The organism is Candidatus Symbiopectobacterium sp. NZEC127, assembly GCF_025962675.1.
Lineage (GTDB): Bacteria > Pseudomonadota > Gammaproteobacteria > Enterobacterales > Enterobacteriaceae > Symbiopectobacterium.
The window spans coordinates 223077-239021 of sequence record NZ_JAGFPG010000004.1; the positions used below are offsets into that span (position 1 = coordinate 223077).

Below are 15945 nucleotides of genomic sequence, written 5' to 3' on the forward strand. Positions count from 1 at the left end.
AAAAATTGGGATGGATGAAAATGAAAATACGTGTCTCTTCATTATTAGGCCTTGCCGCCGCAGCGTTACTTCCGTCGCTGGCAATGGCCGCTGATACACCGGCAATCGATAAAGCGGATAACGCTTTTATGATGATTTGTACCGCGTTGGTCCTGTTCATGACGCTGCCCGGCATTGCGCTGTTTTACGGCGGCCTGATTCGCTCCAAGAACGTGCTCTCCATGCTGACGCAGGTGACCGTAACGTTTGCCATGGTGTGCGTGCTGTGGGTTATCTACGGGTACAGCATGGCCTTTGCGACCGGTAATGCCTTCTTTGGCGGCCTGGATATGTTCATGCTCAAAGGCATCGAGCTGAAATCGCAATCTGGCACTATTTATCAACTGATTCACGTCGCGTTCCAGGCTTCCTTTGCCTGTATCACTGTCGCGCTGGTGGTCGGTGCGATTGCTGAACGTATCCGTTTCTCTGCGGTGCTGATTTTCGCGGCTATCTGGCTGACGTTCTCCTACCTGCCGTTGACGCACATGGTATGGGGCGGCGGTTTCCTGGCGGCCGATGGCGCGCTGGACTTTGCAGGCGGTACTGTGGTGCACATCAATGCCGCGGTTGCGGGGTTGACCGGTGCTTATCTGCTGGGCAAACGTGCTGGTTTCGGTAAAGAAGCCTTCAAGCCGCACAACCTGCCGATGGTGTTTACCGGTACGGCGATCCTCTATATCGGTTGGTTCGGCTTTAACGCAGGCTCTGCTGCTGCCGCGAACGAAATTGCCGGTCTGGCTTTCCTGAACACCGTCGTTGCGACTGCGGGTGCGATTCTGGCATGGGTTATCGGTGAGTGGATGGCACGTGGTAAGCCTTCTCTGCTGGGTGCCTGTTCCGGCTGTATCGCGGGTCTGGTTGCTATCACACCCGCCGCGGGAACCGTGGGCGTCGGTGGTGCGCTGATTATTGGTCTGGTCGGTGGTTTCGCTGGCCTGTGGGGCGTGACGGTACTGAAAAAATGGCTGCGCGTGGATGACCCGTGTGACGTGTTCGGTGTGCACGGCGTGTGCGGCATCGTCGGTTGTATCCTGACCGGGGTATTCACCTCCGCGTCTCTGGGCGGCACCGGCTACGCAGAAGGCGTTACCATGGCGCACCAGGTTTGGGTGCAGCTGTTCAGCGTGATCGTTGCGTTCATCTGGTCCGGCGTTGCTGCCTTCATCGCGTTCAAAGTGGCAGACCTGGCCGTTGGCCTGCGTATACCGGAAGAACAAGAGCGTGAAGGCCTGGATGTTAACAGCCACGGCGAAAACGCTTACAACCAGTAATTTCACAGGATATGAAAAACGCGGGCCTAGGCCCGCGTTTTTTTTGTTCAGGATTGAGGATAGTGCGCAACGCCCCTCTTTTTAAGGCGCATCATGCCGCCGCATGACCCCCTCCTGCACCGTTGAGGCCACCAGAATCCCCTCCCTGGTGTAGAATTGCCCACGCACAAAGCCACGGGCACCGGAGGCCGACGTGCTTTCTACGGTGTAGAGCAGCCAGTCATCAAGGCGGAAAGGGCGGTGGAACCACATGGAATGGTCGATGGTCGCAACTTGCATACCCGGCTCAAGAAATCCGACGCCGTGCGGTTGCAAGGCGGTGAGCAGGAAATTGCAGTCTGATGTGTAGCCCAGCAGGTATTTATGAATGCGCTCGTCATCGGGCATGGTGCCATTGGCCCTGCACCATACGTGGCGAACGGGTTCATCCACCTGACCTTTGAGTGGGTTATGAAATTTTACCGGACGCATTTCGATGGCGCGCTGTTGCAGAAATTTGTCACGAAACTGCTCAGGCAGTAGATGTACCATGCTCTGTGCAATCTCTTGTTCCGACGGCAAGGATTCTGGCGCAGGGACTTCAGGCATGGTGTTTTGATGTTCAAAGCCGCTCTCCTGACGCTGAAAAGAGGCGGTCATAAAAAAGATGGGCTTGCCGTTTTGGATGGCGCTGACGCGCCGTGCGCTAAAACTGTTGCCATCACGCAGGTTCTGCACATCGTAGACAATCGGTTTTCGGCTGTCTCCCGGCAATAAAAAGTAGCTGTGGAAGGAGTGCAGCCCTCGGCCCGCCTCGACGGTCTGTTTGGCCGCATACAGCGCCTGGCCGACCACCTGTCCGCCGAACACCTGGCGTAACCCTAAATCTTCGCTTTGTCCCCGGAAGAGTCCTTCCTCAATCTTTTCCAACTTCAGCAATTCGAGAAGATGCTGTAGTGCATGGCTCATGGATACTCTCCCTTGGTGGAAATAGGATGTTGGTAATGCGTAACGGTAAGTCATCAAACCGATAACGGCGGTCAGTAGGGTTCAGCATAGGTATTTTCGAAAAATGATAAATTCAGAATGTTGAACACTGCCAAATGGCTAATGTAGGTCATACTTTCATTATCGCGTCGGTGTAAGCATGCAGCGCAAAACCGTTACATTGTGCGTTGCTGCAAATCCCTGACGTCGTTACAGACAATAACGAAAGGAGACTCGCCAATGAAATTATGGCATATCTTAGGTAGTATCACGTTATCTGTCGTGCTGACTGGCGCGGCGTTAGCCGCGACAACGGTCACCGATTCTCCGACCGCTTCACAAACCCAGCTCGCCATGCCGGCGGTCAGCGGCACCATTAATCTGCATCAGCGCATCGCGCTGCCGCCCAATGCAGCCTTAACGGTTACCGTTTCTGATGCCACCGTGCCGGATACGCCGTCGCGCGTGCTGGCGCAAAAAGTGGCGTGGACGGACGGCAAACAGGCACCGTTTATCTTCTCCTTGCCGTATAACCCTGCCGACGTGCAGCCGAATGCGCGTATTCTGCTCAGCGCCGCGGTGACCATTGATAACCGCGTTGTGATGGCGACGCAGGATTTCCCCGCAGTGATCACCAACGGTGTGACGCGCGCGGATTTGCTGTTGATTCCGGTGGAGTCGGTTGCACTGCCAACCCATTCGCAGGGAGGCCTATTGACCCCCAGTGCGCCAACACCGCTAAACACTGAGGGATAACACCTCATGGCTCTCAGGGCGTTTCGCCCTGCCAGCCATAGCGCGCGAGATCGATGTTGCCCTGACGTGTAAAGGTTACCCCTTCGGCCCTGAGCGCTTCGCGTTGGCGAAGGTAATCCGGGCCAGTTAGCGAAATTTCACCATGGCGATTTATCACCCGATGCCAGGGAAGTGAGCTGCCTTCGGGCAGCTTTTTTAATACGCCGCCGACCTGACGGGCAGCGCGTGCGGAACCCGCCAGGCGCGCTACCTCGCCGTAGGTGGTAACCTTGCCCCAGGGAATGGCGGCTACGACATGAAAAACGCGCTGGCGAAAGTTATCCTGCTCCATCGCTGCTCCTGTAAATACTACGATGAATCAACATAGTGGCACAGCTGCGCGGGCTTGCAAATGTGCGTTTCACTGGCCGAAAGGCTGAAATCGAATAAGAAAACACCGGTCGGCAGCGGTCAACTTGCAATTGAGGTGCGCATACCCGATAATGCCCACGCTCTGTACCACGCAGAGCCAACGAATCAATGGAGGCCCTGTCGGTTCTCCCGCAACATTACCCTGTGGACTCGGTCAGGTCCGGAAGGAAGCAGCCGCAGCAGGAGACGTGTGTGCCGGGATGTAGCTGGCAGGGCCTCCACCCTTTATGTTCACTTCTTTTTTTATTTTCCGCGCTTTTTTATTCTCATTGGTTTCATTCTGTTCTGCGTATTGAATACGTTTATTGATGACATCCGTTGCTGATGATTTGTTCTGTTCGTATTAACGCGTAGGTGGATAAGCATGACAAGATATTGTTGCCTTGGGATAAGTAGAGGAATTTCACGGTAATAAAATAAAATTGCACCAAAAAAAGGCAATGGAGGCGACCAATATTGAGATCAATGCAGGTGATTTACAATTGTGATATTTACGTAAGCAAAGGGCTTGGAGAAAGTAAAACGCCAGCGATAACGCTGGCGTAAGATATTCACCCTAAATCATTTAGGTATATACCTGTCATACTACAATTTGCATCTGCGTTGGCTGCCTTCACTCATCCGAATCACTGACGTGAGTATGCTCATCGGTGTTGCTTCTCTTGCTGCCTGGCTGAAAATCAAATTATTAGGGTATATAAACACAATGATTTAGCGTACGTATTTCCAAACGGCGGTAGGGACCTTGTCGTAAAGCTTGTTCATCGTCAGCTCCGCTAAACGATGATCGGCGGCGGAATAAAACATTTCCAGCTCATCGCTAGACAACTCATACTTGTTCTTCTCGATAACGCGTTCAAGCGTGTCGATCGTTGTACACTTGCGTAAGCGCATCAAATAATCAATTTTTTTCATGGCGACCTTTATCAAAACAATACCAGCACCTGGTGGTTAATTAATATAAAAGCATCTATTGCTTAAGATTTAGCAGATGAACAGACGTTCTCCTGTGAGAACATTCCTAATAACGTGGCTTTGGAGCGTTGCCAGCGTTGCAGTTCGGCACCATTAATCCCATAGTTACTGAACAACGCATAGGTGTCATCTAAATACTGCTCGACCCGTTTTGAAAGCTCGTCTTCATCGGGGTATTTTATTTTAAATGTCAGAATAAATGTAGCTATATGCTCAATCAATTCATTTAATTGGAGATTGATCGCAGATGTTGGGTCATTGACCCAGCCATGACTGCTATCCCCCAATGTGGCGATGCTTTCGTCACAGAGATTTTCACACAAGAATCGGAGTTGGGCAATATCATAATGTTTCGGTGAGTACTCATCCATATCGTTCACTCCGTCATGCTGTTATTCCACATTACCCCAGCTTGCCTTTGAAACCCGCAACGCTGATGGAACGTAATAGAAAACCCTGACAACAGTTGGTGACTCCTTGGGTTAAGTGATGAAATAAGCTCACATTTATCCTGATGGAGAGTGCGGATTACACGACATATCGCACCACCCATACGCTAACTATAGCAAAAGAATCACAGATTATCGCAAAAAATAAGTAAGGTTTTTGACCCTATTTAATCAGATAGACCCTCGGTATAGCCGATATATATAATAGGTGATACCGTGTTTCATAATATTACTTTATTAAATTATCTTACAAATTAGAGCGAGAATTATCTTATAAAGGTTACTTGGGTAGCTATATCATCACGAGGAGAAAGGAAATTACGGGTGTGGGTAACTGGCAATGGACTTTTATTAACGCGTTGATATGTAAAAAAAAGCCCTGGACAGGTCTAGGGCTTGAACGGTGTGTTGCTGTCATTATCAGCGTTTTTTCTTTCTGCCTTGCACGGCCTTAAAACGTGGATTTGTCTTACAAATAACATAAACCCGTCCGTGCCGACGTACAACTTTACAATCTTTGTGGCGCGTTTTCGCCGAACGTAGTGAACTGAGAACCTGCATACTTTCTCCCGCTGGAAATTACATATTTCGCTATTTTAAGAAATGGCCAAAACGCTTGTTAAAGCGTGCCGTACTTCCTTCTTTGGCATACTCTTTTTGTTTCCCGGTGTAATAGGGATGCGATGCTGACGATACATCAATGGTGACATAGGGATAGGTTACGCCGTCCCGCTCGATGGTACGATCTGTCTGGATGGTTGAGCCGACCATAAAATACGCATCAGCACTGGTATCGTGAAAAGCCACGGTACGGTAGTGCGGGTGGATATTCGCTTTCATGAAAAACCTCATTGTTATGTTATAACATAACTCATTGTGCGCTTCTTCGGGCACAAGATCAACCCTGTTGTGTCTGAGGGTTTAACGCGGCAAGGGCAGGGGGCGGTCAACACTGGCAGGCAAAAAAAAGGCCGCTTGCGCGGCCTTTGGGGGAATAACTCAGTTACGGTTTTTCAACGATATGGCTGTGTTCGATATCTTCATTTTTCTTGCTAAAGCGGCGGCGTACCACCACAAAGAAGACAGGAACAAAGAAGATCGCCAACACCGTTGCGGTAATCATCCCGCCCATTACGCCAGTACCTACGGCGTTCTGTGCGCCGGAACCGGCACCGGAGCTGATGACCAACGGCACTACGCCGAGAATAAAGGCCAACGAGGTCATCAGGATGGGGCGCAGACGCATACGTACGGCATCAAGCGTCGCTTCCACCAGGCCTTTGCCCTCTTTCTCCATAAGATCTTTGGCGAATTCAACGATAAGAATAGCGTTCTTCGCCGATAGACCAATGGTGGTCAGTAGCCCTACCTTAAAGTAAACGTCGTTCTCCAGCCCGCGCATGGTAGCGGCCAGCAGCGCACCGATGATACCCAACGGCACCACCAGCATAACGGAGAAGGGAATAGACCAACTCTCGTACAGCGCGGCCAGACACAGGAACACCACAATCAGAGAAATGGCATACAGGGCCGGTGCCTGGTTACCCGACAGACGTTCCTGATAAGACATCCCAGTCCAGTCGTAGCCAATACCTTCCGGCAACTGTTTGGCGAACTCTTCCATCAGGGCCATTGCTTCACCGGTACTCTTACCCGGTGTGGCTTCACCCTGAATCTGCATGGACGGCTGTCCGTTATAGCGTTCCAGACGCGGTGAACCGTGCGTCCAGTGGCTTTGCGAGAAGGAGGAGAACGGCACCATCTGGTTATTGCTGCCGCGAACATACCAGCGCTCAATATCGCTTGGCAGCATACGGAACGGCGCATCAGCCTGCACATACACTTTCTTCACGCGGCCACGGTCAATAAAGTCATTGACGTAGCTGCCGCCCAGCGCGGTTGCCAGCGTGGCGTTGATATCCGACAGGGACACACCCAGCGCCTGGGCTTTTTCCTGATCGATATCGATACGGAACTGCGGAGTATCTTCCATGCCGTTTGGACGAACACCGACCACGGTATCAGGACGCTGTGCGGCCATTCCCAGCAGTTGGTTACGCGCCGCGGTCAGCTTCTCATGCCCCAGGTTAGCCTGATCCAGCAACTGGAAGTCAAAACCGGTTGCGGTACCCAGCTCAACGATCGCCGGGACGTTAAAGGCGATAACGATCGCTTCCTTGATTTGCGAGAATGCGCCGTTAGCCCGACCGGCAATGGCACCGACTTTGTTTTCAGCACCAGGACGTTCGCCCCAATCTTTCAAGCTGGCAAACACCAGACCGGCGTTCTGTCCACGACCGGAGAAGCCGAAACCGTTAACGGTAAACACCGAGTTAACGTTGTCTTTCTCATTCTCCAGATAGTGCTTGGTCACACGTTCCAGCACGCGCTCGGTGCTCTCTTGGGTTGCACCTGCGGGCAGTTGCACCATGGTCAAGAGCACGCCCTGATCTTCTTCCGGCAGGAAGGAGCTTGGCAGGCGCATGAAAAGCACCGCGAGACCCACCACGATCAGCAGGTAGACCACCAGATAACGACCGGTACTGCGCAAAATGTTGGCAACGCTATCGGTGTAGTGGCTGGTGCTCTTTTCAAACAGCTTGTTGAACCAGCCGAAGAAGCCGGTCTTCTCGTGATGGTCGCCCTTGGCGATCGGTTTGAGCAGCGTGGCACACAGCGCCGGCGTTAGAATCAACGCCACCAGTACCGACAGCACCATCGCGGACACAATGGTGATGGAGAACTGGCGGTAAATGGCACCGGTAGAACCGCCCGTGAACGCCATCGGAATAAATACCGCAGACAGCACCAGCGCAATACCGACCAGCGCGCCCTGAATCTGCGTCATCGATTTCTTGGTGGCTTCCTTGGGCGGTAGCCCTTCTTCCATCATGACACGCTCGACGTTCTCCACCACCACGATGGCGTCATCCACCAACAGGCCGATGGCTAGCACCATGGCGAACATGGTCAAGGTGTTAATCGAGTAACCGAAGGCAGAAAGGATCGCGAAGGTGCCTAACAGCACTACCGGCACCGCGATCGTCGGGATCAGCGTGGCGCGGAAGTTTTGCAGGAACAGGTACATCACCAGGAACACCAGCACGATGGCTTCCGCCAGCGTTTTTACCACTTCGTTAATCGAGATTTTAACGAACGGCGTGGTGTCGTAGGGATAAACCACTTTCAACCCAGCCGGGAAGAACTGCTGCAACTTACCCAATTCGGCTTTAACGGCGGATGCGGTATCCAGCGCGTTGGCGCCGGTTGCCAGTTTAATCCCCACACCGGCGGCTGCCTGGCCGTTGTAGCGAGCAATCACGCTGTAATCTTCACCACCCAACTCAACGCGGGCGACATCACGCAAGCGCACCTGCGAACCGTCGGCGTTGACGCGCAACAGAATGTTGGAGAACTCATCGGCGGATTTCAGTCGCGTCTGGGCAATGATGGAGGCGTTCAGCTTTTGCCCCGGCAACGGCGGGGTACCACCCAATTGACCGGAAGCAATCTGGTTGTTCTGCACTTTAATGGCAGCCACCACATCGCCGGTGGTCATCTGGAAGCTGTTGAGCTTATTCGGGTCCAGCCAGATGCGCATTGCGTATTGGGCACCAAACAACTGCACGTCACCGACACCGTTGGTACGGCTGAGCGGATCTTTGATATTGGCCGCCACATAGTCAGCGATATCCTGCTGCGTCAGTGAACCTTCTTCAGAAATAAAGCCTGCTACCATCAGGAAGCTGCTGCTCGATTTCTGAACGCTGACGCCCTGTTGCTGCACTTCTTGCGGCAACAGCGGCATCGCCAGTTGCAGTTTGTTCTGTACCTGAACCTGGGCAATGTCCGGATCCGCTTTCGAGTCAAACGTCAGCGTAATCTGAACTGTGCCCGATGAATCACTGCTGGATGCCATGTACAACAGGTTATCGATACCGTTCATGTTCTGTTCGATAACCTGCGTCACGGAGTCTTGCAGTGTAGAAGCATCCGCGCCCGGGTAGTTCGCCGTTATTTCGATGGCCGGTGGTGCAATGGTCGGATATTGGGCGATAGGCAACTTGATAATTGCCAACGCCCCCGCCAGCATCACCATAATGGCGAGCACCCATGCAAAGATGGGACGATCAATAAAAAACTTAGCCATGAATTACAGGCTCCTGTTAAGACTTCGCGGGTTCAGACTGCGCAGGTTTTTCTTCACCATTCCCAGGTGCCGTCTCTTTTGCTTTGACGGGCGCGCCGGGTCTGATTTTCTGCAACCCAGTCACGATAAGACGATCGCCTGCTTTAAGGCCGGAGGTCACCAGCCAGTTGCTACCGATAGCCTGGGCTGTCGTGAGCGTACGTGCTTCAACCTTGTCGCCTTCGCCAACCACCATGGCGGTGGCTTCACCACGCGGGTTGCGCGTTACGCCTTGTTGCGGCACCAGCAGCGCGTCAGTGTTCACACCTGAATCGAGGCGTGCGCGCACAAACATGCCCGGCAGCAAATCGTGTTGCGGGTTCGGGAAGATGGCGCGCAGGGTGATAGAGCCCGTGGTTTCATCTACCGTGACATCGGAAAACTCCAGCGTGCCGTTTTGGGCATACTCAGTGCCGTTATCCAGCAGCAAACGCACAGTGGCTTTACCACCGGCTTGCTTCAGCGTGCCTTGTTCCAGCTCGCGCTTGAGTCGCAGATAGTCATTGCTGGATTGCGTCACATCCACATAGATCGGATCGAGTTGCTGCACGCTGGTCAACGCTGTCGCCTGACCGGAAGCCACCAACGCCCCTTCGGTTACCGTCGATTTACCGACGCGGCCTGAAATCGGGGAAAGCACCTTGGTGTAGTTCAGGTTGATCAGGGCTGAATCCACAGAGGCTTGCGCCGCTTGTACGCTGGCTTCAGCCTGACGCTGTGTGGCCAATGCCTGATCGTAATCCTGCTTGCTGACATAATTGGTGCCAACCAGCGGTTTGTAACGGTTTACGGTCAAACGGGCGATTTCTGCCTGAGCCTGTGCTTGCGCCAGCGAGCCTTTCGCGCTGTTTAAAGCCGCCTGATAGGTTGCCGGATCAATCTGGTACAGCGAAGTGCCCGCTTTCACGTCGCTCCCTTCGACGAAGTGACGTTTCTGAATAATACCGCTCACCTGAGGCCGAACCTCGGCAATGCGGAATGCGTTAGTGCGCCCTGGAAGTTCGGTAATCACGTTCAGCGGTTGCGTTTTGAGGGTCACAATGCCAACTTCAGGTGCTTGCTGCCCGCCACCTTGATGCTGACCTTCATTTTTATTATCACACCCGGTGAGCGCTAAGCCGCCAGAAAGCATCAGGACTGCCGCCAGAGGCATAAGCCTTCTGTTTTTGTTCATAAATAAACCTCAAGTGTCCGATTTGAATTTGACCAATGGATCACAAGCCCTAAAACCCATTGCTGCGATAATCCTGCAAGCGTGTTATGTTACATACATTCGCGAATGTATGTAAATCACGCTTCCTTTAAAAAACAGCGCCATGGCACGAAAAACCAAACAGCAGGCCCAGGAAACACGAAAACACATTATTGATACGGCCTTACGCCTCTTCTCCGAGTTCGGCGTCTCCGCCACGTCGCTGGCGGGTATCGCAACCGCCGCAGGCGTCACGCGCGGCGCGATTTATTGGCACTTCAAAAACAAGGCTGAGTTGTTTGACGAAATATGGACGCTTTCAGATGCAAAAATCTGCGATTTCGAATCTGAGTATCAGGCAAAATTCCCCGATAATCCACTGCATGTGATGCGTGAGTTACTGATCTATATGCTGCGTTTGACGACGACCGACACCCAGTGGCGCTCGATAATGGAGATCATCTTCCATAAGTGTGAGTTTGTCGGTGAAATGTTACCGTCGTATAACGCCCGCAAGGCGCTCTATTTCTCCTGCTATGAACAAATTGAGGCCAGCCTCAATCACAGTGTTCAACTGGGTTTCCTGCCGTCCGATCTGCATTTGCGTCGTGCCGCCGTGACCTTGCGCGCCTATTTCTCCGGTATCCTGGAGAACTGGCTGTTTCTGCCTGAAAGCTTTGATATCCATCAGGAGGCGCCAACCCTGGTAGACAGCTTTATTGATATGCTGCGTTTCAGCCCAGCGCTCAGGCTGCCGCTTGCCACGACGGTACAAGAAAACGCCGACTAAAATTCAATCCGTTATAACACACTGTCCGTTATAATGAATCGTTACTTTTTCGTCGGGTTTGCTCCGTGCGTTTGCGTGCAGAACCGTGATATTCTTCGCCATTCTTTTTATGCCTGACGACGTATCATGTACTGCAAGTCCCTTTCTCGCGGCCTTGATTTCCCGCGTATTCTATCGATTGTTTCCCGCTGCGTTGCCCTTTTAGTGCTATTTTCCATTGGATTTTCCACTGTTGCACAAGCTGCGACCAGCAATGACATTCCCACGCGCAGTGAGATTCAAGGGCGACTGGACGCCATCGGCAAACAGAAAAACCTGACGGAAGCCGATAAGCTGACGCAGCAGGATCTCACGCACACGCTTGAGTATCTGGATACCATTGACCGGGTACGTCAGGAGACCGCGCAGCTAAAGCAGCAGGCGACGCAAGCGCCCGCTAAACTGCGTCAGGCGGCAGACGACCTGGCGGCGTTAAGCAATAACGATGTTGCCACGGCGTCGCTCGAGGCGCTCTCGCTGCGCCAATTGGAAACCCGTCTCAATGAGTCGCTGGATAACTTACAGTCGGCGCAGGAAAACCTCTCCACCTACAACAGCCAGTTGATCTCCCTGCAAACCCAGCCGGAACGCGTTCAAAGCGCATTAACCGCGCTGTCGCAGCGCAGCCAGAAGATTCGCAACCAGCTTAACGGCGTGGAGGCCAGCCAGAATGCGCTGCGCTCCAGCCAGCAAGCGCTGCTGCAAACCGAGCAGGCCTTGGTGGGTTTGCAAATGGAGCAACAGCGTAAAAGTCTGGAAGTGAACACCACGCTGCAAGATTTGCTACAGAAGCAGCGCGACTATGCCTCTGCCCAGATCAACCAGTTGGAGAAAATGGTGCAGGCGTTGCAAAGCGTGCTCAACGGCAAGCGACTCACGCTGTCGGAGAAAACCGCCAAAGAGGCGCAAACCTCGGAAGACGCGCAGCGCATCCAGGACAACCCGCTGGTGAAGGGGGAACTGGAAACCAACCACCAACTCAGCCAGCGCCTGGTGGCGGCAACGCAGTCGAGCAATACGCTGGTGCAGGAAAGCATTCAGGTGAAGAACTGGCTCGATCGCACCCTGCAATCCGAACGTAACCTCAAAGAGCAGGTTACCGTGCTCAAGGGCAGTCTGTTGCTGTCGCGCATCCTGTATCAGCAGCAGCTCAGCCTGCCTTCTGCTTCTTCCATGAACGACATGAGCACGCAAATTGCCGATCTGCGTCTTGAGCAGTTTGAGATCAATCAGCAGCGCGATGTGCTGTTTCGTGGCGACGAATACATCAGCAAACTGATGGCGGCCAACAAGGGCGTTGCGCTGGATGACGAAGTGCACGATGCGCTGGGCCAGATCCTTGATACGCGACGTGAGCTGCTCGACCAGCTTAATAAGCAACTGGGCAACCAACTGATGCTGGCCATCAATCTGCAAATCAACCGCCAGCAGTTGGTCAGCGTCACGGCGTCATTGCAGCATACGCTGACGCAGCAGATTTTCTGGGTCAGCAGTAATAAACCGATGGACTGGACCTGGCTGAAAGAGCTGCCTGGCGGATTGAAACAGCAAGTGCGCCACTCCAGTCTGGCTTTCCAGTGGGACGACTGGCGTCAGGGGGCGTTACGGACGCTACTCTTTATTGTACCGATGCTGCTGGTGAGCGGACTTATCTATTGGCGGCGGCGTCTTATTGCCGGGTATATCGAGCGCCTGTCGAATGATGTCGGGCAACTAAAACGGGATTCGCAGCGCCATACGCCACAGGCATTGCTATTGGAAACCGTGATGGTGCTGCCGGGGATTATGCTGATCCTCGCGTTCGGTCTGTGCTTTCACTATGCCGAAAATGCCGTTGGCGATGCGGTGTGGGGCATGAGTCAGCAGTTTGCGTTGCTGTGGTTGGTGTTCGGTGTGCTCTATCGGGCGATGAAACCGGGTGGTATCGGTGAGCGGCACTTCAATTTTAGCGTTTCACTGGCGGCCCACTACCGTCGTCAGGCGCTGCGACTGGGCGGTGCGCTGCTGCCGCTGATCTTCTGGTCGGTTATCGGTGAGAAAGCGCCACTCTATCTGGTGGATGACGTGATCGGGCAGATTGTGATTTTCTGCAACCTGATCCTGCTGGGCATTCTGGTGTTTCCGCTTTGTCGTGACAGTTGGCGGGAAAAAGAGACGCACACTATCCGGCTGATTGTGATTACCGTGATGGCGATCCTGCCGTTGGTACTGCTGGGGTTGATGGTGTGTGGTTACTTCTACACCACGCTGCGACTGCTGGGGCGCTGGGTGGAAAGCCTGTATTTGTTACTGGTGTGGAACCTGGTCTACCTCACCACCATTCGCGGTTTGAGCGTTGCGGCGCGCCGATTGGCCTACCGGCGTGCGGTTGCGCGGCGTCAGAGCCTGAATAAAGAAGGGGCGGAGGGCAGCGAACCGGCACCGGAGCCGCCGTTGGCGCTGGACCAGATTGGTCAGCAATCGTTGCGTTTGACCACCATGGTGCTGTTGCTGATCTTCTCCGGCGTGCTCTATTGGATTTGGTCCGATTTGGTGACGGTGATGTCCTATCTGGACAGCATTACGCTGTGGCATTACAACGCGACCGTGGCGGGCAATGCCGTGTTGCAGGCGGTGACGCTGGGTAATCTGATGCTGTCGGTGGTGGTCGCGGTGGTGGCCTATGTGTTAATGCGCAACTTGCCGGGCTTGCTGGAAGTGCTGGTGTTGTCGCGTTTGCAATTGCGTCAAGGCACCTCGTACGCCATCACCACCATGTTGAGCTACCTGATCATGGCGGTGGGCACCACCACCTCGCTCAGTTCTATCGGGGTGTCATGGGACAAGTTACAGTGGCTGGTCACCGCGTTGTTGGTGGGGTTAGGGTTCGGCTTGCAGGAGATTTTCGCCAACTTTATTTCCGGCCTGATCATCCTGTTCGAACGACCGGTGCGCATTGGTGATACCATTACTATTGGCACCTATTCCGGCTCGGTCAGCAAGATTCGTATTCGCGCCACCACCATTACGGATTTCGATCGTAAAGAGGTGATTATCCCTAACAAGGCCTTTGTGACCGAGCGGCTGATCAACTGGTCGCTGTCGGACACCATCACGCGCGTGCTGATTAAGATTGGCGTGGCCTACGGCTCCGATCTGGACAAGGTGAAGGCGGTGTTATTGCAGGCGGCGCATGAGAACAGCCGCGTGATGATCGATCCTGAGCCGCAGGTGTTTTTCCTGGCGTTTGGTGCCAGCTCGCTGGATCACGAACTGCGGCTTTACGTGCGGGAACTGCGCGATCGCAGCTATACGGTGGATGAGTTAAACCGCAGTATCGATAGGCTGTGTCGGGAAAATAATATCGATATCGCGTTTAACCAGCTCGAAGTCTACCTGCATAACAAACAGGGCAGTGAAGTGCAGGAGATAAACCGCGCGTTGGGCGGTAACGCGGCCGGTGAACCCGCCTAAGCGGGTTCATTGGTTGTCAGGCACAGGCCCTGTTACCGCATGCGCCTTGGATTGATAGTCGCGTTGCACAATCTCTAACGCCGCCAGCACCACATCGGGCGCGATATCGCTCTCTTCCAGCAGCATAATCAGGTCTACCGCCAGTTTGACCTCTGGCGGGGCATTTTCCAGCGACATGCGTTAGTTCCTTTGGTTGCGGTTACAGCCCTTGTTCACGCCTTTCCACCTGACGCTCCAAACGCGCCAGCGCCTGACGACAGCGCGCCAGTCGGCCCTCGAGCGCGGCTACCTCTCGTTGCAACTGTTGCTGTGCGCTCAGCGTTGTCGCTCTGTCGAGTTGGCTTTCCCGGTCCTGAATCATCAGATTCAGGCGTCGTTCATAGTCCTGATGCTCTGCCAGCTTTTGGTACAAATCGCTGGCGATGGCGACTGGCGTCTTTTCCTGACGGCGTAACGCCTGTGTGGAGAGTTCCCGCTGTAAAGCACCGATCTGCGCGACCAATTTTTCCGTCATGAACGCGACGCGTTCGGTACGGTTTTCGGTTACCAGATGGCGCAAGGACTGAAAATTTTGCTCAACCTCACTCAGATAATCACGCAAACGCGTGCCATGCGATTGAAACAGCTGCCTGTCAAAACGGGAATAGGCCAACGGCCTGTCTGCCAGCGGAGCGACCGCCTGAGCCAACAGGACAAGTTGATGTTCCAACGCCTGAAGAAAGTGGTGGCGGTTCACGGGTTGACCCACATAATGAAATGATAAAGCCAAGCTTGCACGGGATTGTTAGCAGGTACAAGCCTTTTGCGCGTGCGGGAGAAAGATGAGCGCATCTTAACTAACGTCAGGAAAGGGCGGGATGCTAGAGTACCAGGGCGTAACGTGAAGAGGATGAGCAGTGATGTATCGTATCGGGTTGCTGGTGTTGGGATGGCTGGCCGTTGTGCTGGCGACGTTAGGCGTCGTGTTGCCGCTGTTGCCGACCACTCCTTTCCTGCTGCTGGCTGCATGGTGCTTTGCCCGTTCCTCCCCGCGCTTTCATGCCTGGTTGCTCTACCGTTCCTGGTTCGGTCCCTATTTGCGTCACTGGCAGGATCACCGGGCGTTGCCGCCGGGGGCGAAAGGCAAAGCGGTGGTGATGATCGTGCTGACCTTTGCTATTTCGCTGTGGCTGGTGGATATGATGTGGGTCCGCGTGCTGCTGCTCACCATCATGACGGTGTTGCTAACCTTTATGCTGCGCCTGCCGGTTGTTGATCCGCGACAATAAAACCCACCGCAGGCTGTTGCATTTGATCGTCAGTTTGACTAGATTTGAGCGTTTTCGTGTGCCGTTTGCCTCCGGTTATCTCTCAGTATCGATGAGAGGAAAGGAGCCACAGCGGTCATGGGTAAGATTTTTAAAGCGTACTAT

At 53.6% G+C, this 15945-nt stretch carries 15 protein-coding genes and 1 other RNA gene; 6 read left to right on the plus strand and 10 right to left on the minus strand.

The genetic code is table 11. The features are described from left to right. Positions 1 to 20: 20 nt before the first annotated feature. The gene (gene amtB, locus J5069_RS16715) at positions 21 to 1313 is read left to right on the plus strand and encodes an ammonium transporter AmtB (protein WP_264644944.1); all 1293 of its coding nucleotides are present in this window, start codon (positions 21 to 23) and stop codon (positions 1311 to 1313) included. A gap of 81 nt (positions 1314 to 1394) precedes the next feature. On the opposite strand, the gene tesB is transcribed toward amtB, so the two are convergent. After that, positions 1395 to 2261 (minus strand): acyl-CoA thioesterase II, encoded by an 867-nt coding sequence (tesB, locus tag J5069_RS16720; RefSeq protein WP_264644945.1) that lies wholly within the window; start codon positions 2259 to 2261, stop codon positions 1395 to 1397. Between the two features lie 258 nt (positions 2262 to 2519). On the opposite strand from tesB, the gene J5069_RS16725 reads away from it, so the two are divergent. Further along, positions 2520 to 3035 (plus strand): YbaY family lipoprotein, encoded by a 516-nt coding sequence (locus J5069_RS16725; protein ID WP_264644946.1) that lies wholly within the window; start codon positions 2520 to 2522, stop codon positions 3033 to 3035. A gap of 13 nt (positions 3036 to 3048) precedes the next feature. Here the strand turns inward: J5069_RS16725 and J5069_RS16730 are convergent, their stop codons facing one another. Then, positions 3049 to 3366 carry an MGMT family protein gene (locus J5069_RS16730; RefSeq protein ID WP_264644947.1) on the minus strand — a complete coding sequence of 106 codons (318 nt, stop codon included), beginning with the start codon at positions 3364 to 3366 and terminating at the stop codon, positions 3049 to 3051. Positions 3367 to 3564: 198 nt separating this feature from the next. Between J5069_RS16730 and ffs the strand changes: the two genes are divergently transcribed. After that, positions 3565 to 3661: signal recognition particle sRNA small type (gene ffs / locus J5069_RS16735), an RNA gene on the plus strand. A 496-nt stretch (positions 3662 to 4157) separates the two neighbouring features. Here the strand turns inward: ffs and J5069_RS16740 are convergent. From J5069_RS16740 to J5069_RS16765, 6 genes are all read right to left on the minus strand, one after another. After that, on the minus strand, positions 4158 to 4361 hold the full coding sequence (locus tag J5069_RS16740; RefSeq protein ID WP_195315224.1) for an HHA domain-containing protein: 204 nt from the start codon (positions 4359 to 4361) through the stop codon (positions 4158 to 4160). 62 nt (positions 4362 to 4423) lie between these two features. Beyond that, positions 4424 to 4792 (minus strand): Hha toxicity modulator TomB, encoded by a 369-nt coding sequence (tomB, locus tag J5069_RS16745; protein ID WP_252319656.1) that lies wholly within the window; start codon positions 4790 to 4792, stop codon positions 4424 to 4426. 498 nt (positions 4793 to 5290) lie between these two features. Beyond that, positions 5291 to 5431 carry a type B 50S ribosomal protein L36 gene (gene ykgO, locus J5069_RS16750; RefSeq protein WP_195315222.1) on the minus strand — a complete coding sequence of 47 codons (141 nt, stop codon included), beginning with the start codon at positions 5429 to 5431 and terminating at the stop codon, positions 5291 to 5293. A 30-nt stretch (positions 5432 to 5461) separates the two neighbouring features. Beyond that, positions 5462 to 5710 (minus strand): type B 50S ribosomal protein L31, encoded by a 249-nt coding sequence (locus J5069_RS16755; protein ID WP_222159902.1) that lies wholly within the window; start codon positions 5708 to 5710, stop codon positions 5462 to 5464. A 163-nt stretch (positions 5711 to 5873) separates the two neighbouring features. Continuing rightward, the gene (locus J5069_RS16760) at positions 5874 to 9020 is read right to left on the minus strand and encodes an efflux RND transporter permease subunit (protein ID WP_264644948.1); all 3147 of its coding nucleotides are present in this window, start codon (positions 9018 to 9020) and stop codon (positions 5874 to 5876) included. Between the two features lie 16 nt (positions 9021 to 9036). Continuing rightward, positions 9037 to 10233, minus strand: a complete 1197-nt coding sequence (locus J5069_RS16765) for an efflux RND transporter periplasmic adaptor subunit (protein WP_264644949.1) — start codon at positions 10231 to 10233, stop codon at positions 9037 to 9039. Positions 10234 to 10375: 142 nt separating this feature from the next. On the opposite strand from J5069_RS16765, the gene acrR reads away from it, so the two are divergent. Continuing rightward, entirely contained in the window at positions 10376 to 11041 is a 666-nt protein-coding gene (gene acrR / locus J5069_RS16770) for a multidrug efflux transporter transcriptional repressor AcrR (RefSeq protein ID WP_264644950.1), read from the plus strand. 126 nt (positions 11042 to 11167) lie between these two features. Further along, positions 11168 to 14533: a mechanosensitive channel MscK gene (gene mscK, locus J5069_RS16775; RefSeq protein WP_264644951.1), complete on the plus strand. Its 3366-nt coding sequence runs from the start codon at positions 11168 to 11170 to the stop codon at positions 14531 to 14533. Positions 14534 to 14539: 6 nt separating this feature from the next. On the opposite strand, the gene rsmS is transcribed toward mscK, so the two are convergent. Continuing rightward, complete coding sequence (gene rsmS, locus J5069_RS16780; protein ID WP_264644952.1) at positions 14540 to 14710, minus strand: pleiotropic regulatory protein RsmS; 171 nt, start codon at positions 14708 to 14710, stop codon at positions 14540 to 14542. A 22-nt stretch (positions 14711 to 14732) separates the two neighbouring features. Beyond that, entirely contained in the window at positions 14733 to 15269 is a 537-nt protein-coding gene (gene priC, locus J5069_RS16785; RefSeq protein ID WP_264644953.1) for a primosomal replication protein, read from the minus strand. 163 nt (positions 15270 to 15432) lie between these two features. On the opposite strand from priC, the gene J5069_RS16790 reads away from it, so the two are divergent. Then, positions 15433 to 15801: a DUF454 family protein gene (locus J5069_RS16790; protein WP_264645083.1), complete on the plus strand. Its 369-nt coding sequence runs from the start codon at positions 15433 to 15435 to the stop codon at positions 15799 to 15801. Positions 15802 to 15945 lie beyond the last annotated feature (144 nt).